Here is a 17,396-nt window from a genome sequence, read left to right on the forward strand (position 1 = left end):
GCCTCAGCGGACCGCGTCCACCACCTGGCGCTGCTCGGCGAACAGGCAGCGGCTCGGGTGGTCCGTGCCCTCGCGGAGCTCGAGATCCGGCTCCGTGGTGGCGCACAGGTCCACGGCCTTCCAGCAGCGGGTGCGGAAGCGGCAGCCCGACGGCGGGTTGGCGGGGGAGGGCACGTCGCCCTCGAGGCGGATCTGGTCGCGCTTGCCGCGCATCTCCGGGTCCGGCACCGGCACTGCCGAGAGCAGCGCCTGCGTGTACGGGTGCACCGGGCGGGAGTAGATCTGGTCCTCGTCGCCCAGCTCCACCATGCGGCCTAGGTACATCACGGCCACGCGGTCGGAGATGTGGCGCACCACCGAGAGGTCGTGGGCCACGAAGATGTAGGCCAGACCGAGCTCGCTCTGGAGCTCCTCCATGAGGTTGACGACCTGCGCCTGCACCGAGACGTCGAGCGCGGAGACCGGCTCGTCGCAGACCAGCACCTCGGGGTTGAGGGCCAGGCCGCGGGCGATGCCGATGCGCTGCCGCTGACCACCGGAGAACTGGTGGGGGTAGCGGTTGATGTGCTCGGGGTTCAGCCCCACCAGCTCGATGAGCTCCTTGACGCGCGCGGTCCGCTTGCCGCGGTCCAGCACGTCGGGGTGGATCTTGAACGGCTCGGCGATGATGTCGCCGACCGTCATGCGCGGGTCGAGCGAGGTGTACGGGTCCTGCAGCACCATCTGCACGTTGCGGCGCATCTCGCGGAACTCGCGGGAGTTCATCTGCGCCACGTCGCGGCCCTTGAAGAACAGCTGGCCCTCGGTGGGCTTCTCCAGGGACATGATGAGGCGGCCCAGAGTGGACTTGCCGCAGCCGGACTCGCCCACCACGCCGAGGGTCTCGCCCCGGTACAGGTCGAAGTCCACGCCGTCGACGGCGCGCACGTGGCCGTACGTGCGCTTGAACACGCCCTTGGTGAGCGGGTAGTGGCGCTTGAGGCCACGGCCGCTGATGACGGGCGTCTCACCCGCGCGGTCGGGGCGCACGCCGGCGGCAACGACCTCGTCCACACCGGCCTCCAGGGACCGGGTCACCGGGTGGCCGTTCTGGTCCACCAGGCCCTCGCCGGTCACCGGGGTGCGGTCCTCGGTCAGGGCGTGGCTGCCGGTCGCGTGGGCGTCGGCGCGCTCCACGTCCTCGCGGCGCCTGTCGTCAGATGCCAGCACGCTGGCTCCCATCGAGCGTCTCCTTCCAGAAGTGGCACGCCGAGGCGCGCTCCGGGGCGAAGCGCTCCAGCGGCGGGCGCTCGGTACGGCAGACGTCCTGCGCGTACGGGCACCGCGGGTTGAAGGCGCAGCCCGGGGGGATGTTCGTGAGCATCGGGGGCAGGCCCTCGATGGCGGTGAGCTTCTGGCCCTTCTGGTCCACGCGCGGGATCGAGGCCAGCAGGCGCTCGGTGTACGGGTGGGCCGGGGCCTTGTACAGGTCGCGCGCGGGCGCCTGCTCCACGATGCGGCCGGCGTACATCACGGCGATCTGGTCGGCGACGTCGGCCACCACGCCCAGGTCGTGCGTGATGAGGATCAGGCCCATGTTCATCTCGCGCTGCAGCTCCTCGAGGAGCTCCATCACCTGGGCCTGCACCGTCACATCGAGCGCGGTGGTCGGCTCGTCGGCGATGAGCACCTCCGGGTCCAGCGCGATCGCCATCGCGATCATGATGCGCTGGCGCATGCCGCCGGAGAACTCGTGCGGGTAGTTGTTCACCCGCTCGCGGGCGGCCGGGATGCGCACGCGGTCCATCAGCTCGATGGCGCGCTCCGTGGCCTCCTTCTTGCCCATCTTGCGGTGCACGCGGAACATCTCCGCGATCTGCGCACCCACCGGGAACACCGGGTTCAGGGCCGAGAGGGAGTCCTGGAAGATCATGGAGATCTTGTCGCCGCGGTAGGTGCGGCGCTCGGACTCCTTCATGGCCAACAGGTCCTTGCCGCGGAAGCGGACCTGGCCGCCGGTGATCCTGCCGGGGGGCGTGTCGAGGATGCCCATGATCGCCTGAGCGGTCACGGACTTGCCCGATCCGGACTCGCCCAGGACGGCCAGGGTCTCACCGGCGCGCAGGCTGTAGTTCACGCCGTTGACGGCCTTGGCCACGCCGGCCTTGGTGTGGAACTCGACCTGGAGGTCCTCGACCTCCAGGAGCAGCTCGCCCTGCCGGGCACGGTCGGTGCCGGCGGCGCGAGTGGGCTGCGTGGGGGGATTCGTGTCGGTCATGTCGGTGCTCCTCATCGCAGCTTCGGGTCGAGGGCGTCACGCACCGCGTCGCCGAGGAGCATGAAGCTCAGCACGCAGAGCGAGAGGGCCAGGGACGGCCAGACCATGATCTCCGGGTTGGTCCGCAGCACGCGCTGGGCCTCGGAGATGTCACCGCCCCACGAGACGACCTTCTCGGTGTCCAGCCCGATGCCCAGGTAGCTCAGCGTGGCCTCGGCCACGATGAACATGCCCAGCGAGATCGTCGCGATGACGATCACCGGCGCGATGGCGTTGGGGATGATGTGGTTCACGATGATGCGGCCCGTGCTCGCGCCCATCGAGCGGGCGGCGGTCACGTAGTCGGCCTGCTTGGCCTGCAGCACCGAACCGCGCATGATGCGGGCCACGGAGGTCCAGCCGAAGATCGTGAGCATCAGGGCCACGGTGGGGATGTTGCGGCCGAGCCAGCCGAAGCCGGGCAGGTCGATGTGCTCCACCATCGACATCACGACGATGCCGGCGAGCAGCAGGGGGATGGCCAGGAAGGTGTCGAGGATGCGGGAGAGGACCGCGTCCACCCAACCGCCGAAGTAGCCGGCGATTGCGCCGATGGCCCCGCCGAGCAGCACCACGCCGGCGGTGGTGAGCAGGCCCACGAGGATCGAGGCCCGGGCGCCGTGGACGACGCGGGCCCAGATGTCGTGGCCCTGCTGGTCGAAGCCCAGCGGGTGACCGGGCTCGGCCGGCTCGAGCGAGTTCATGATGCTCTGCGCCTGCGGGTCCACCGACGTGAACAGGGTGGGGAACAGGGACATCGCAGCCATGACGAGGATCAGGAGCGCACTCACCACGAACATCGGGTTGCGGATGAGGTCCGCCCAGGCGTCCTGCGCGAGCGACCGGGGCTTGCCGACGACCGCGTTCGCGTCGCCCATCGCCTGCGCCTGCTCGGCGGCTGCGGTCGGGTTCTGGTCCGGGTCGGCCGAGAGGCGGTCGCCGTCGGCGCGACTGGCCGGCTCATGCTCGAGGTCGTACTGCGACTCGGTGAGCTCTGCTGGGTGCTGGGTGTGGTCAGTCAAGGCGGATCCTCGGGTCGAGAACGGCGTAGAGCAGGTCCACGATCAGGTTGGCGACCAGGTAGACGAAGATCAGCACCGTCACGAAGGAGACGACGGTGGCGTTCTCGCCGGCGATGATCGCGCGGTAGATCTGGTTGCCCACGCCCGGGACGTTGAAGATGCCCTCGGTGACGATGGCGCCGCCCATGAGCGCGCCGAGGTCGGTGCCGAGGAAGGTCACCACGGGGATGAGCGAGTTGCGCAGCAGGTGCACGCCGATGATGCGGTGCTTCGGCAGCCCCTTGGCCAGTGCGGTCTTCACGTAGTCGGCGGACTTGTTCTCCACGATGGAGGTGCGCATGAGGCGTGCGATGTACGCCACGGACATGGCGGCCAGCACCAGGCCCGGCAGCAGCAGGTTCGACCAGGAGGCCTCGCCGCCCACGGTGGGTTCGAACACGCCCCAGCGCAGGCCCAGGTAGAACTGGGCCAGGAAGCCGAGCACGAACACCGGGATGGAGATCACCAGCAGGGTGAGCAGCAGGGCGGCGGTGTCGAGGAAGGTACCGCGCTTGAGGCCCGCGACGAGACCGATCGGGACACCGATGAGGATCTCCAGCACCCACGCGATGAGGGCCAGTCGGATGGTCACGGGGAAGGTCTCACCCATGACGTCCAGGACCGGGCGGCCGGTGAAGGTCTCACCGAAGTCGAGGGTCAGCACGCCCTGGAGGTAGTAGCCGTACTGGACGAGCAGCGGCTCGTCGAGGTGGTGTTCCTCGTTGAACTTCTTGACGAAGGTCGGGTCGCAGCCGCGGTCGCCGCACATCGCGGCGGCGGCGTCTCCGGGCAGGCCGTAGACCATGGCGTACAGCAACAGCGTTGCCAGGATGAACACGGGGATCATCTGGAGCAATCGCCGGAGCACATAGGTACCCACAACTTTCTCCTCAAGTTGTCGAGTGCACGGGGCAGGGGTGGCGCCGGACCGTGGGGTCCGACGATCGTGCAACGTCGGAACAGTACAGGGCCAGTGAGGCGTGGATCACAGGACACGCCTGCGGCGCACGACTGTGGGGGACCCGGTCGGGTCCCCCACAGTCGTGTCATGTGGTGCCGGGAGGGGCTCCCGACGTGGCGTCAGTTCTTGACGATGTTGTGGTACTCAGCCACGCCGAAGACGTCGAAGCGGACGTTGCTGACGGCGTCGGAGCGGCCGCCGGTCACGTTGGAGTACCACAGCGGGATGACCGGGGCGTCCTCGACGAGGATCTTCTCGGCCTCCTTGTACTTCTTGAGCGACTCCTCCTCGCTCTTGGCGGCGTCACCCTCCTCCAGGAGCTTGTCGAACTCCTTGTTGGAGTAGTCGCCGTCGTTGGAGGAGGCGCCCGTCTTGTACAGCGGGGTGAGGAAGTTCTCCAGGGCCGGGTAGTCCATCTGCCAGCCGGTGCGGAAGGCGCCCTTCATCTTCTTCTCGGTCACGTCGTCGCGCAGGGCCTTGAAGGCCGGGTAGGCCTTGCCCTTGCACTCGATGCCGAGCGCGTTGGAGATCTCACCGCAGACCGCGTCGACCCAGCCCTTGTGCGGGCCGTCGGAGTTGTAGGCGATGGTCAGGGGGCCACCGGACCAGCCGCCGGCCTCCTCGAGCAGCTGCTTGGCCTTCTCGTCGTCGTGGGCGCACAGGTCGCCGCACACGGTGTCGTCGTAGCCCTTGACGACGGGGGAGGAGAAGTCCTTGGCCGGGATGCGGGACCCGGAGAACAGCTTCTGCGTGATGCCCTCGCGGTCGATGGACATCGAGATGGCCTTGCGGATCTTCTTGGCCTTGTCGCTGTCGCCGGCGTAGGGGGCGTCGGCGTACATCGGGAAGGAGAAGGACTGGAAGACACCGGACGGCTGGTTGATGGCGCGGTCGCCCAGGTCGGTCTGGAAGGTCGAGAGGGCGGTGTCCGGCACGGAGTCGAGGATGTCGAGCTTGCCGGCCTGCAGGTCGGTGTAGGCGGGGTCCGGGGTCTGGTAGAACTTCAGCTCCACGCCGCCGTTCTTCGGCTTCTTCTCACCCACGTACTCGGGGTTCTTCACGAGCTTGGCGCCCTGGTTGTGGGTCCACTTCTCGACCATGTACGGACCGTTGCCGATCGGCTTCTCGCCGAAGGCCTTGGGGTCCTCGAAGAACTTCTCCGGTAGCGGCGCGAAGGCGGTGTAGCCGAGGCGCTGCGGGAAGGCGGCGTAGGGCTGCTCGAGGGTCACCTGGAAGGTCGTGTCGTCGATGACCTTCAGACCCTTCATGGTCTTGGCCTTGGCCTTGGCGCCCTCCTCGGAGGGGTACACGTCGGTGTAGCCGGCGATGGGCTCGAAGAAGTAGGAGGCCAGGTTGTTGTTGTCGATGTGGGCGCCCCAGTTCCAGGCGTCGACGAACGACTTGGCGGTCACCTTGGTGCCGTCGGAGAACTTGCGGTCGCCCTTGATCTTGATGGTCCAGGTCTTCTTGTCCTTGGACTCGATCGACTCGGCGACGTCGTTGACGAGGTTGCCCTCGTTGTCGTAGTCGACGAGCTTGGCGAAGGCCATGTCGAGGATCTTGCCGCCACCCGTCTCGACGGTCGCGGCAGGGATCAGCGGCTTCTGCGGCTCGGAGCCGTTCGCCGTGATGATCTTGTCGTTGCCCTTGGCGTTCTCGTCGATCGGGGGCTGCGAGGCGGTCTGGCTTCCCTTCCCCTCGTCTGAGCCGCCGGACTCCCCGCCGCCGCATGCGGTCAGGGTGAGGGACAGGGCTGCCGCGCCCGCCGCGCCGGCCAGCCACTTGTTGCGCTTGATCGCCATGGAATCTCCTGTAGCAGTAGGGACACCGCGGCCGGGACCGCAGCGACGCCCACCCTAAGCACCTGTGAGGCCCCTCACCTGCCGATCTGCCGGGTCGTTACCCAACTGAGACCAAAAGGCAGGTGAGGGGCCCGGCAGGAGCGGTGCCGGCTCAGTGCCCGGGGGAGACCGACTCCCGGTCGGCGGCGACGTTGTCCGTCTCGTCGGGCTGCGTGAGCGCGTGCATGAGGTCCATGACCTCCCGGCGGTTGGCCTCCGGCACGCCGCCCCAGCCGAGCTCGTAGCCGTAGATCTCGCGCAGGGTCCGGCCCTCGCGGGTTCCCCACATGAGCTCGAGGTCGTCACAGGTGACGAAGCCCGGGTGGGGCACGCCGACGGCCTCGGACAGCTTGAGCAGCTGGGCGCGCAGGGCGCGGATGTAGTTGGCCGCGCGCAGCGACTTGGACGGGACGTCCAGGCCGCGCTCCAGCCACTTGTTCTGGGTGGCCACGCCGGTGGGGCAGCCACCGGTGTGGCACTTCTGCGCCTGGATGCAGCCGACCGACATCATCGCCTCGCGGGCCACGTAGAGCATGTCGGCGCCCATCGCCATCGCGACGATGGCGTTGGAGGGCAGGCCCAGCTTGCCGGCACCGATGAAGGTGACGTCGTCGGTGATGCCGGCGCGGGCGAAGGTGGAGTACACGCGGGCGAAGCCGAGGCGGAAGGGCAGGGCCACGTGGTCGCTGAACAGCAGCGGGGCGGCGCCGGTGCCGCCCTCGCCGCCGTCGACGGTGATGAAGTCGACGCCGCGGGTGCGGTCGATCATGCGGTCGGCGAGCTCCTCCCACATGCCCATCTCGCCGATGGCCGCCTTGATGCCCACCGGCAGGCCGGTGGCCTCGGCGATCTCCTCGACGACGTCCAGCATCGAGTCGACGTCGCGGAAGGCGCTGTGGCGCGAGGGGGAGGCGACGTCCTCACCCACCGGCACACCGCGGATGGCGGCGATCTCCGGGGTGACCTTCTCGCCGGGGAGCATTCCGCCCAGGCCCGGCTTGGCGCCCTGCGAGAGCTTGATCTCGATGGCGCGCACCGGGTTGGCCTGGGTGAGCTCCACCAGGCGGGGGATGGACAGGCGCCCCTTCTCGTCGCGGCAGCCGAAGTAGCCGGTGCCCACCTGGTAGATGAGGTCACCGCCCTGCTTGTGGTGCTCGGACAGGCCGCCCTCGCCGGTGTTCTGCATTGCACCGGCCATGCGCACGCCGTTGTTCAGCGCCTGGACGGCGTGGCCCGAGAGGGAGCCGTAGCTCATGGCCGAGACGTTCACGATGGAGTCGGGACGGAAGGCGTGACGGCGCCCACGGGGGCCGCCGAGCACCTTGGCCGAGGGGAGGCGCGCCGGGTCGCCCTTGTGGCCGTGCGAGGTGGGCGGGGCCTCGGTGCTGAAGGTGCGGTGCTTGACCACCAGCCAGCCCTCGTCGAACTCGACGTTGTTGTCGGTGCCGAATCCCTTGTAGGTGTTCTGCTCCTTGGCGGCGGCGTAGATCCACGAGCGCTCGTCGCGGTCGAAGGGTCGCTCCTCGTTGTTCATCGCCACGATGTACTGCCGCAGCTCGGGGCCGATGGTCTCCAGGGCGAAGCGGGCGTTGCCGAGCACCGGGAAGGTGCGCAGGATGGCGTGCTTCTTCTGGAACGCGTTCTGGGCCGCCCAGCCGGCGAGGCCGAGGGCAGGGATGGCCAGTGCCTTGATGGGGTGCATGCGCCCGTTCTACCAGTCCGGGCGCGAGGCGCCACCCGGGCCGTCCGGTGTGGTGGGGCACTGCGCCGGGAGTGCGTAAAATGACCCACTGCCCACCTCGACCGCGCCGCTGCGGCCCGCGGGTGGCCGACGGACATCCCCGACGACACGCAAAGGACGCGCCTCGTGGCAACGACGAACGACCTGAAGAACGGCATGGTGCTCAACCTGGAGGGCCAGCTCTGGCAGGTCCAGGAGTTCCAGCACGTCAAGCCCGGCAAGGGCCCGGCCTTCGTGCGCACCAAGATCAAGAACGTGCTCTCGGGCAAGATCGTCGACAAGACCTTCAACGCCGGCACCAAGGTCGAGACCGCCAACGTGGACCGCCGCGACATGCAGTACCTGTACAACGACGGCGACTCCTACATCTTCATGGACACCCGCGACTACGAGCAGCTCCCGGTGTCGGCCGAGATCGTGGGCGACGCCTCCCGGTTCATGCTCGAGAACCAGGAGGTGCTCGTGGCCACGCACGAGGGCACCCCGCTCTACATCGAGCTGCCGCCGAGCGTGGAGCTGCGCATCACCCACACCGATCCGGGCCTGCAGGGCGACCGCTCCACCGGTGGCACCAAGCCCGCCACCCTGGAGACCGGCGCCGAGATCCAGGTGCCGCTCTTCCTGGAGTCCGACACGGTCGTCAAGGTCGACACCCGCGACGGCTCGTACATCAGCCGCGTCTCCTGATGGCAGCCCGCTCCAAGGCCCGCAAGCGGGCCGTCGACCTGCTCTTCGAGGCCGAGCAGCGCGGCCTCAACGTGGAGGCCCTCATGGGCACCCGCCGTGCCGAGGCCGACCCGCAGGTGCCGGTGCCGCAGTTCACCGTGGACCTCGTGGAGGGCGTGGTGGCGCACTGGGCGTCCATCAACGACGCCCTCTCGGCCTGGTCCCAGGGCTGGTCGCTGGAGCGCATGCCGGCCGTCGACCGCGCGATCCTCCGCCTGGGCGTCTACGAGATCGTCTGGGTGGAGGACGTGCCGGACGCGGTGGCCATCAGCGAGGCCGTGAACCTCGCCTCCCACCTGTCCACCGACGACTCGCCGAACTTCGTCTCCGGCCTGCTCACCCGCATCAGCCAGATGAAGGCCACCGTCGTCTGACCCGACAGTGGCACCCCGCCGCCCGTGGCCTAGGCTGGGCGGCGTCCGACATCCTTTAAGCGACTGTCCCGTGAGGCAGGCAAGGAGGTCACGATGGGGCACACCCCCACTGTGCGTACGGTCCTGGACGACCAGGACATCACCCGCGCCATCCGCCGGATGGCCCACGAGGTGCTGGAGCGCAACGACGGCGCCGGTGACCTCGTCCTGCTCGGCATCCCCACCCGCGGTCTGCCGCTGGCCCGTCGCCTGGCTGATGCCGTCCGCGCCATCGAGGGCGTCGACGTGTCGTGCGGCGCGGTCGACCCCGCCGGCCACCGCGACGACCGCGAGCCGGGCGGTCCCACCCCGGCCGCGCCCGCCGAGCCCCCCACCGCGCTGCCGGTCGACGTGACCGACCGCGTCGTGGTGCTCGTGGACGACGTGCTCCACACCGGCCGCACCGTCCGCGCCGCCATGGACGCCGTCTCCGCCGCCGGGCGCCCCCGCGCCATCCGGCTGGCCGTGCTGGTGGACCGGGGCCACCGCGAGCTGCCCATCCGTGCCGACCACGTGGGCAAGAACCTGCCCAGCGCGGCCGACGAACGCGTCCAGGTCCGCCTGGCCGACCCGGACGGCCTCGATGCCGTCGAGATCATCCGTCTGGCCAGGGAGGCCCGATGAAGCACCTGCTGAGCACCGACGACCTGACCCTGGAGCAGACCACCGCGCTGCTCGACGCGGCCGAGGGCCACATGGCCCTGCAGTCCGCCCCGGTCAAGAAGCGGGACGACCTGCGCGGTCGCACCGTCATCAACCTCTTCTTCGAGGACTCCACCCGCACCCGCTCGTCCTTCGAGATCGCCGGCAAGTGGCTGGGCGCCGACACGATCAACATCGCGGCCAAGGGCTCCTCGGTGAGCAAGGGGGAGTCGCTGCGCGACACCGTGAGCACCATCGCCGCGATGGGGGTGGACGCCCTCGTGGTGCGCCACCCGGCCTCAGGGGCGCCGGCGCAGATCGCCGGCTGGCTCGACGAGCGCGGCCGTCGCACCGCGGTGGTGAACGCCGGTGACGGCACCCACCAGCACCCCACACAGGCGCTCCTGGACGCGTTCACCCTGCGCCGTGCGCTGGGTGACCTGGAGGGCCGCCACGTGGCGATCGTCGGCGACATCACGCACTCCCGCGTGGCGCGCTCCAACCTTGCCACGCTCCGCACCCTGGGGGCGCGCGTCACCGTCGTCTCGCCGCCCACCCTGCTGCCCAGCGGCATCCACGCCCGGGCGCAGGCCGAGGGATTCACCGTGAGCCACGACATCGACGCGGTGCTGCCCACGGTGGACGCGGTGATGATGTTGCGCGTGCAGTCCGAGCGCATGGCCGGCGGGTTCTTCCCCACGCCGCGCGAGTACACGGTGGTCAACGGCCTCACCCGCGACCGCCTGGCCGCCCTGCCGGCCCACGCGGTGATCTGCCACCCCGGCCCGCTCAACCGCGGCCTGGAGATCAGCCCCGAGGCCGCCGACGACGCGCGCTCCCGCGTGCTCGACCAGGTGAGCGCCGGCGTGGCCGTGCGCATGGCGGTGCTCGACCACCTGCTCAACGGAACGGACGGAGAGAACGCATGACCACCGCTCGACTCATCCAGGGCGCGGACCTGGCCGGCGCGGGCGTCGGCGACCTCCTGCTGGTGGACGGCGTGCTCGCCGCCGCGGGGGCCGGCGCCGCCGAGCAGGCGCCCGCTGGGACCCAGCGCGTGGACGCCTCCGGCCTGGTGGCGCTGCCCGGGCTGGTTGACCTGCACGTGCACCTGCGCGAGCCCGGTCGCGAGGACGCCGAGACGGTGGAGACCGGCTCGCGCGCCGCGGCCGCCGGCGGGTTCACGGCCGTGCTGGCCATGGCCAACACCAACCCCGTCACCGACACCGCCGAGAAGGCCGAGCACGTGGCCGACCTGGGCCGCCGTGCCGGGCTGGTGGACGTGCACCCGGTGGGCGCCGTGAGCAAGCGGCTCGCCGGCGAGGAGCTCGCCGAGCTGGGGCTCATGGCCCGCTCCGTGGCCCGCGTCCGTGTCTTCAGCGACGACGGCAAGTGCGTGCACGACGCGCGCCTGATGCGCCGCGCGCTGGAGTACCTGCGCGGGGTGGACGGCGTCATCAGCCAGCACAGCCAGGACCCGCGCCTGGCCGACGGCACGGCCTGCTGCCACGAGGGTGAGGTCTCCGGGCGCCTCGGGCTGCCCGGCTGGCCGCAGGTGGCCGAGGAGACCGTCATCGCCCGTGACGCGATGCTGGCCAAGCACACCGGCGGCCGCGTGCACGTCGCCCACGTGACGACGGCCGGCGGGGTGGACGTGGTCCGCTGGGCCAAGTCCCAGGGCATCCGCATGACCGCCGAGGTGACCCCCCACCACCTGGCGCTGACCACCGACCTGCTCACCGGCTTCGACCCGGTCTTCAAGGTGAACCCTCCGCTGCGCCCCGACGAGCACGTGCAGGCGCTGCGCGAGGCCCTGGCCGACGGGACCATCGACGCCGTGGCCACTGACCACGCCCCGCACGCCACGCACGACAAGGAGCACGCCTTCGTCGACGCCGCCTTCGGCATGCTCGGCCTGGAGACCGCCCTGCCGGTGGTGCACGAGGTGATGGTGCGCAGCGGCCTGCTGGACTGGGCCGACGTGGCCCGCGTGATGTCCAGTGCGCCGGCCCGCATCGCGCGGCTGGACGAGCTGGAGGGGGAGCGCCGGCAGGGCCAGGGGCTCGTCGTGGGCGCCCCGGCGCACCTCACGCTGTTCGACCCCTCGGCCGTGTGGACCGTGGACCGCGACGCGTCGCTGTCCCGCTCCCGGAACAACCCGTGGCACGGCCGCCAGCTGCACGGCGTGGTGCAGGCCACCCTGCGCGCCGGTCGCCTCACCCACTCCCTGCTGCCCGACCTGCCCGCCCACACCCAGGAGGACCGCGCATGAGCGCCGCACCCACGGACCGTTTCACCCCCGAACCCGGCCTGCTCGTCCTGGAGGACGGCGAGACCTTCGCCGGCCACGCCTGGGGCACCCGCGGTACCACGCTGGGCGAGATCGTCTTCACCACCGGCATGACCGGCTACCAGGAGACCCTCACCGACCCGAGCTTCGCCGGGCAGATCGTGGCCCTCACGGCGCCGCACGTGGGCAACACCGGCTGGAACGACGAGGACGACGAGTCCCGCCGTATCTTCGTGGAGGGCCTCGTGGTGCGCGACCCGGCCCTGCGCCCGAGCAACTGGCGCAGCCAGCGCACCTTGGAGGACGAGCTCGAGCGCCAGGGCGTGGTCGGCCTGGCCGGGGTCGACACCCGCGCCCTGACCCGCCACCTGCGTACCCGCGGCGCGATGCGGGCCGGCGTGTTCACCGGGGAGGCCGCCGGCCGCCCGGTCCAGGACCTCGTGGCCGAGGTGCGCTCCGCCCCGGCGATGGCCGGCCGCGAGCTGGCCAGCACCGTCTCCACGCCCACCCCCGTGGTGGTGCCGGCCGTGGGGGAGCACCGGTTCACCGTGGCCGCCGTGGACCTCGGCATCAAGAGCAACACCCCGCGGCTGCTGGCCGCCCGCGGCATCGAGGTGCACGTGCTGCCGGCCAGCTCCACGCTCTCGGACGTGCTCGCCGTGCCGGGCGTCACCGCGCAGTCCGGCCCCGACGGGGTGTTCTTCTCCAACGGGCCGGGCGACCCGGCCACCGCCGACACCGCCGTGGAGCTGCTGCGCGGCGTCCTGGAGGCCGAGGTGCCCTTCTTCGGCATCTGCTTCGGCAACCAGCTGCTCGGCCGGGCCCTGGGCTTCGGCACCTACAAGCTGGACTTCGGCCACCGCGGCATCAACCAGCCGGTGATGGACCGCACCACCGGCAAGGTGGAGATCACCGCCCAGAACCACGGGTTCGCCGTGGACGCCCCGCTGGACGCCGCGGTCACCGTGCCGCACCGCGAGGACTGGGGCCGGGTGTGGGTCTCCCACGTGGGGCTCAACGACCAGGTGGTGGAGGGGCTGGAGATGCTCGACCGCCCGGCCTTCTCCGTGCAGTACCACCCCGAGGCCGCCGCCGGCCCCCACGACAGCGAGTACCTGTTCGACCGCTTCGTGGAGCTCATGACCACCCGCCGCCCCGCCGACCGCAGCGCGCAGACCGCGCGGCTCGGCGCCGCGGCCGTCCCGTCCACCCCCGCAGGAGAGGTGCGCTGATGCCCCGCAATCCCGACATCCGGTCCGTCCTGGTCATCGGCTCCGGCCCGATCGTCATCGGCCAGGCGTGCGAGTTCGACTACTCCGGCACGCAGGCCTGCCGCGTGCTCAAGGAGGAGGGCCTGCGCGTGGTCCTCATCAACTCCAACCCGGCCACGATCATGACCGACCCGGAGTTCGCAGACGCCACCTACGTGGAGCCCATCACCCCCGAGGTGGTGGAGCGCATCATCGCCGCCGAGCGCCCCGACGCGGTGCTGGCCACCCTCGGCGGGCAGACGGCCCTGAACTGCGCCATCGCCCTGCACGAGGCGGGCGTGCTGGAGAAGTACGACTGCCCCCTCATCGGTGCCAACGTGGAGGCCATCCAGCTGGGCGAGGACCGCCAGCTGTTCAAGGGCGTGGTGGAGCGCTGCGGCGCCGACGTGGCCCGCTCGGTGATCTGCCACACGATGGACGAGATCATGGCCGCCGCCGACGAGATGGGCTACCCGCTGGTGCTGCGCCCCTCGTTCACCATGGGCGGTCTGGGCTCCGGCTTCGCCCACGACGAGGCCGAGCTGCGCCGCATGGGCGAGGCCGGCCTGCGCGACTCGCCGACCACCGAGGTGCTCATCGAGGAGTCGATCCTCGGGTGGAAGGAGTACGAGCTCGAGGTGATGCGCGACCGCGCGGACAACGTGGTGGTCGTGTGCTCCATCGAGAACCTCGACCCGATGGGCGTGCACACCGGTGACTCGATCACCGTGGCGCCGGCCCTGACCCTCACCGACCGCGAGTACCAGAAGCTGCGCGACGTGGCCATCGCCGTCATCCGCGAGGTGGGCGTGGACACCGGCGGCTGCAACATCCAGTTCGCGGTGAACCCCGAGGACGGGCGCGTCATCGTCATCGAGATGAACCCGCGCGTGAGCCGCTCCTCGGCGCTGGCGTCCAAGGCCACCGGCTTCCCGATCGCCAAGATCGCGGCCAAGATGGCCATCGGGTACACGCTCGACGAGGTGCCCAACGACATCACCGGTTCCACGCCGGCGTCCTTCGAGCCCACCCTGGACTACGTGGTGGTCAAGGTGCCCCGCTTCGCCTTCGAGAAGTTCCCGGCCGCCGACCCCGAGCTCACCACGACGATGAAGTCCGTGGGCGAGGCGATGGCGATCGGCCGCAACTTCACCGAGGCCCTGCAGAAGGCGCTGCGCTCCACCGAGGCCAAGGGCTCGTCCTTCGACTGGACTCCCGAGGACCGCCCGGACGCCGAGGAGCTCGAGCAGCTGCTGACGACCGTGGGCACCCCCACCGACGGGCGCCTGCGCCAGGTGCAGCGCGCCCTGTGGGGCGGGGCGAGCGTGGAGACGCTGCACGAGGTCACCGGCATCGACCCGTGGTTCCTCGACCAGGTGGCGCTGCTCAACGACGCCGCCGATGCCATCGCCGCCGACGTGGCCCGCAACGGCCGCCTGCGCCCGGAGGTGCTGGCCCACGCCAAGCGCCACGGGTTCAGCGACGCCCAGCTGGCCGCCCTGCTGGGCATGGACGAGGCGGTGCTGCGCGGGGTGCGCCACGCGCTGGGCATCCGCCCGGTCTACAAGACGGTGGACACCTGCGCGGCGGAGTTCGACGCCCGGACGCCGTACCACTACTCGAGCTACGACGCCGAGACCGAGGTGGCCCCGCGCGAGAACCCGGCCGTGCTCATCCTCGGCTCCGGGCCCAACCGCATCGGGCAGGGCGTGGAGTTCGACTACTCGTGCGTGCACGCCAGCTTCGCCCTGCGCGAGGCCGGCTACGACACGGTGATGGTCAACTGCAACCCGGAGACCGTCTCCACCGACTACGACACCTCGAGCCGGCTCTACTTCGAGCCGCTGACCCTCGAGGACGTGCTGGAGGTCTACCACGCCGAGCTCACCGCCGGTCCCGTGGCGGGCGTCATCGTGCAGCTCGGGGGGCAGACGCCGCTCGGCCTGGCCCAGGAGCTGGCCGACGCCGGCCTGCCTATCGTGGGCACCTCCCCGGAGGCCATCGACCGGGCCGAGGACCGCGGGCACTTCGGTCGCGTGCTGGCCGAGGCCGGCCTGGCCGCCCCGCGCTTCGGTACCGCCTTCTCCGCCGAGGAGGCCGTGGAGATCTCCCGCGAGATCGGCTACCCGGTGCTGGTGCGCCCGAGCTACGTGCTCGGCGGCCGTGGCATGGAGATCGTGTACGACGACGAGTCGCTGACCGACTACGTGCAGCGCGCCGCGCTGGTGACCCCGGACAAGCCGATCCTCGTGGACCGCTTCCTCGACGAGGCCGTCGAGATCGACGTGGACGCGCTCTACGACGGCACCGACATGTACCTCGGCGGCGTCATGGAGCACATCGAGGAGGCCGGTATCCACTCCGGCGACTCGGCCTGCGTCATCCCGCCGGTGACCCTGGGCACCGAGGAGCTCGACCGGGTGCGCGAGGCCACGCGGGCCCTGGCGGAGGGCATCGGGGTGCGGGGCCTGCTCAACGTGCAGTTCGCCCTCGCCCAGGGCGTGCTGTACGTCCTCGAGGCCAACCCGCGCGCCAGCCGCACGGTGCCGTTCGTCTCCAAGGCCACCGGCGTGCCGCTGGCCCGCGCCGCCTCCCGCATCATGATGGGGGAGAGCATCGCCTCGCTCACCGAGCAGGGCCTGCTGCCGGAGCACCTGGACGGCGGATCGCTCCCGGTGGACTCCCCGGTGTCGGTGAAGGCCGCGGTGCTGCCCTTCAAGCGCTTCCGCACCCGCGAGGGCCAGGTGGTGGACAGCCTTCTCGGCCCGGAGATGCGCTCCACCGGCGAGGCGATGGGCGTCGACACGAGCTTCGGCGCGGCCTTCGCCAAGGCGGAGATGGGCAAGACCACCCCGCTGCCGACGAGCGGCACCGTGTTCGTCTCGGTGGCCAACCGCGACAAGCGCGGCATGATCTTCCCGGTCAAGCGGCTGGCGGACCTCGGGTTCACGCTCGTGGGCACCTCCGGCACCGTGGAGGTGCTGCGCCGCAACGGGGTGGAGGCCCAGGTGGTGCGCAAGCGCAGTGAGGGCCGGGGCCCCGACGGCGAGCCCACCGTCGTGGACCAGATCACCTCCGGTGAGGTGGCGATGGTGGTCAACACCCCGTCGGGCCGCGACGCCCGGGCCGACGGCTACGAGATCCGGGCCGCCACGGCCTCGGCGGGTGTGCCGATCATCACCACGGTGCAGCAGCTGGGCGCCGCGGTGCAGGCCATCGAGTCGCTGCAGACCGCGGACTTCGGCGTGAAGCCGTTGCAGGCGCACGCCGTCGCGCTGGACCTGGTGGGGCGCGGGCCGGCCGGGAGCGGGGCGTGAGCGCGGGCGCGCCCGCCGGGCCGGGCCTCGGGGCCCGGCTGCGGCAGGCCGTGGCCGCGCACGGGAGACTGTGCGCCGGCATCGACCCGCACCCGAGCCTGCTGCGCGACCTCGGCCTCGGGGTGGACCCGGCGGGCCTGGCCACCTTCGCCGAGCGGTGCGTCGCGGCGTTCGCGGGCCGGGTGGCCGTGGTGAAGCCCCAGGTCTCCTTCTTCGAGGCCTTCGGCTCCCGCGGCATCGCGGTGCTCGAGGACACGATGGCGGCGCTGCGGGAGGCCGGCGCGCTGGTGCTGCTCGACGCCAAGCGCGGCGACATCGGCAGCACCAACGCCGCCTACGCCCGGGCCTGGTTCGGCGAGGGCGCCCCGCTGCGCTGCGACGCGGTGACCCTCAGCCCCTACCTGGGCGAGGACGCCCTGCGCGGCGTGGTCGAGGCCGCCCGGGCCGACGGCGCCGGGGCGTTCGTGCTCTGCCGCACCTCCAACCCGGAGGCCGGCCCGCTCCAGGGCGCGCGTCGCGACGACGGCCTGACGGTGGCCGCCGGGGTGGCCCGGTGGGCCGAGCAGTTCGAGGGCGACGTGGGCCTCGTGGTGGGCATCACCGTGCGCGACGCGCTGGAGACCCTGCCGCTGGCCGGCGGCGCGGCGCCCCTGCTGGCCCCGGGCTTCGGCGCGCAGGGCGGCTCGGCCGCCGACCTGCGTGGCGTGTTCGGTGATGAGTCCGACCGCGTGCTGGCCTCGGTGAGCCGTGACCTGCTCCGTCACGCCGGCTCGGTCGAGACGCTCGTGCAGGCCGTCGAGGGCTGGCAGCGGGAGCTCACAGCGGGGGAGGGGCCGGGGCGTTGAGGGCCACCGTGCA

The 17,396-nt window shown here is 71.1% G+C and carries 14 protein-coding genes; 8 read left to right on the forward strand and 6 right to left on the reverse strand.

Annotation, left to right across the window (positions count from 1 at the left end):
- Positions 1–3 precede the first annotated feature (3 nt).
- From CYJ76_RS07600 to CYJ76_RS07625, 6 genes are all read right to left on the reverse strand, one after another.
- Positions 4–1,221 carry an ABC transporter ATP-binding protein gene (locus tag CYJ76_RS07600; protein WP_238138188.1) on the reverse strand — a complete coding sequence of 406 codons (1,218 nt, stop codon included), beginning with the start codon at positions 1,219–1,221 and terminating at the stop codon, positions 4–6.
- Positions 1,196–2,257 carry an ABC transporter ATP-binding protein gene (locus tag CYJ76_RS07605; RefSeq protein WP_238138189.1) on the reverse strand — a complete coding sequence of 354 codons (1,062 nt, stop codon included), beginning with the start codon at positions 2,255–2,257 and terminating at the stop codon, positions 1,196–1,198. The genes CYJ76_RS07600 and CYJ76_RS07605 overlap by 26 nt, the downstream gene beginning before the upstream one ends.
- 11 nt (positions 2,258–2,268) lie before the next feature.
- Complete coding sequence (locus CYJ76_RS07610) at positions 2,269–3,318, reverse strand: ABC transporter permease (protein ID WP_070703183.1); 1,050 nt, start codon at positions 3,316–3,318, stop codon at positions 2,269–2,271.
- Positions 3,311–4,237 (reverse strand): ABC transporter permease, encoded by a 927-nt coding sequence (locus tag CYJ76_RS07615; protein ID WP_101849724.1) that lies wholly within the window; start codon positions 4,235–4,237, stop codon positions 3,311–3,313. The genes CYJ76_RS07610 and CYJ76_RS07615 overlap by 8 nt, the downstream gene beginning before the upstream one ends.
- 200 nt (positions 4,238–4,437) lie before the next feature.
- Positions 4,438–6,120: a peptide ABC transporter substrate-binding protein gene (locus tag CYJ76_RS07620; protein ID WP_070703182.1), complete on the reverse strand. Its 1,683-nt coding sequence runs from the start codon at positions 6,118–6,120 to the stop codon at positions 4,438–4,440.
- Between the two features lie 151 nt (positions 6,121–6,271).
- Entirely contained in the window at positions 6,272–7,861 is a 1,590-nt protein-coding gene (locus CYJ76_RS07625) for an FMN-binding glutamate synthase family protein (protein WP_070703181.1), read from the reverse strand.
- 165 nt (positions 7,862–8,026) lie between these two features.
- On the opposite strand from CYJ76_RS07625, the gene efp reads away from it, so the two are divergent.
- The 8 genes from efp (at position 8,027) to pyrF (ending at position 17,383) form a co-directional block, all read left to right on the forward strand.
- The gene (efp, locus tag CYJ76_RS07630) at positions 8,027–8,587 is read left to right on the forward strand and encodes an elongation factor P (RefSeq protein WP_070703180.1); all 561 of its coding nucleotides are present in this window, start codon (positions 8,027–8,029) and stop codon (positions 8,585–8,587) included.
- Complete coding sequence (gene nusB, locus CYJ76_RS07635; RefSeq protein ID WP_070703179.1) at positions 8,587–9,000, forward strand: transcription antitermination factor NusB; 414 nt, start codon at positions 8,587–8,589, stop codon at positions 8,998–9,000. The genes efp and nusB overlap by 1 nt, the downstream gene beginning before the upstream one ends.
- Before the next feature lie 93 nt (positions 9,001–9,093).
- Positions 9,094–9,663, forward strand: a complete 570-nt coding sequence (gene pyrR, locus CYJ76_RS07640) for a bifunctional pyr operon transcriptional regulator/uracil phosphoribosyltransferase PyrR (protein ID WP_101849725.1) — start codon at positions 9,094–9,096, stop codon at positions 9,661–9,663.
- On the forward strand, positions 9,660–10,610 hold the full coding sequence (locus CYJ76_RS07645; RefSeq protein WP_070705377.1) for an aspartate carbamoyltransferase catalytic subunit: 951 nt from the start codon (positions 9,660–9,662) through the stop codon (positions 10,608–10,610). The genes pyrR and CYJ76_RS07645 overlap by 4 nt, the downstream gene beginning before the upstream one ends.
- Positions 10,607–11,953 (forward strand): dihydroorotase, encoded by a 1,347-nt coding sequence (locus CYJ76_RS07650; protein WP_101849726.1) that lies wholly within the window; start codon positions 10,607–10,609, stop codon positions 11,951–11,953. The genes CYJ76_RS07645 and CYJ76_RS07650 overlap by 4 nt, the downstream gene beginning before the upstream one ends.
- Entirely contained in the window at positions 11,950–13,203 is a 1,254-nt protein-coding gene (carA, locus tag CYJ76_RS07655; protein ID WP_101849727.1) for a glutamine-hydrolyzing carbamoyl-phosphate synthase small subunit, read from the forward strand. Before CYJ76_RS07650 ends, carA begins: the two co-directional genes overlap by 4 nt.
- Positions 13,203–16,538, forward strand: coding sequence for a carbamoyl-phosphate synthase large subunit (carB, locus tag CYJ76_RS07660; protein ID WP_101849728.1), 3,336 nt, complete (start codon positions 13,203–13,205; stop codon positions 16,536–16,538). Before carA ends, carB begins: the two co-directional genes overlap by 1 nt.
- Entirely contained in the window at positions 16,535–17,383 is an 849-nt protein-coding gene (pyrF, locus tag CYJ76_RS07665) for an orotidine-5'-phosphate decarboxylase (RefSeq protein ID WP_101849729.1), read from the forward strand. The genes carB and pyrF overlap by 4 nt, the downstream gene beginning before the upstream one ends.
- Positions 17,384–17,396: the final 13 nt, after the last annotated feature.

This window comes from Kytococcus schroeteri (genome assembly GCF_002847825.1).
Taxonomy (GTDB): Bacteria; Actinomycetota; Actinomycetes; order Actinomycetales; family Dermatophilaceae; genus Kytococcus; species Kytococcus schroeteri.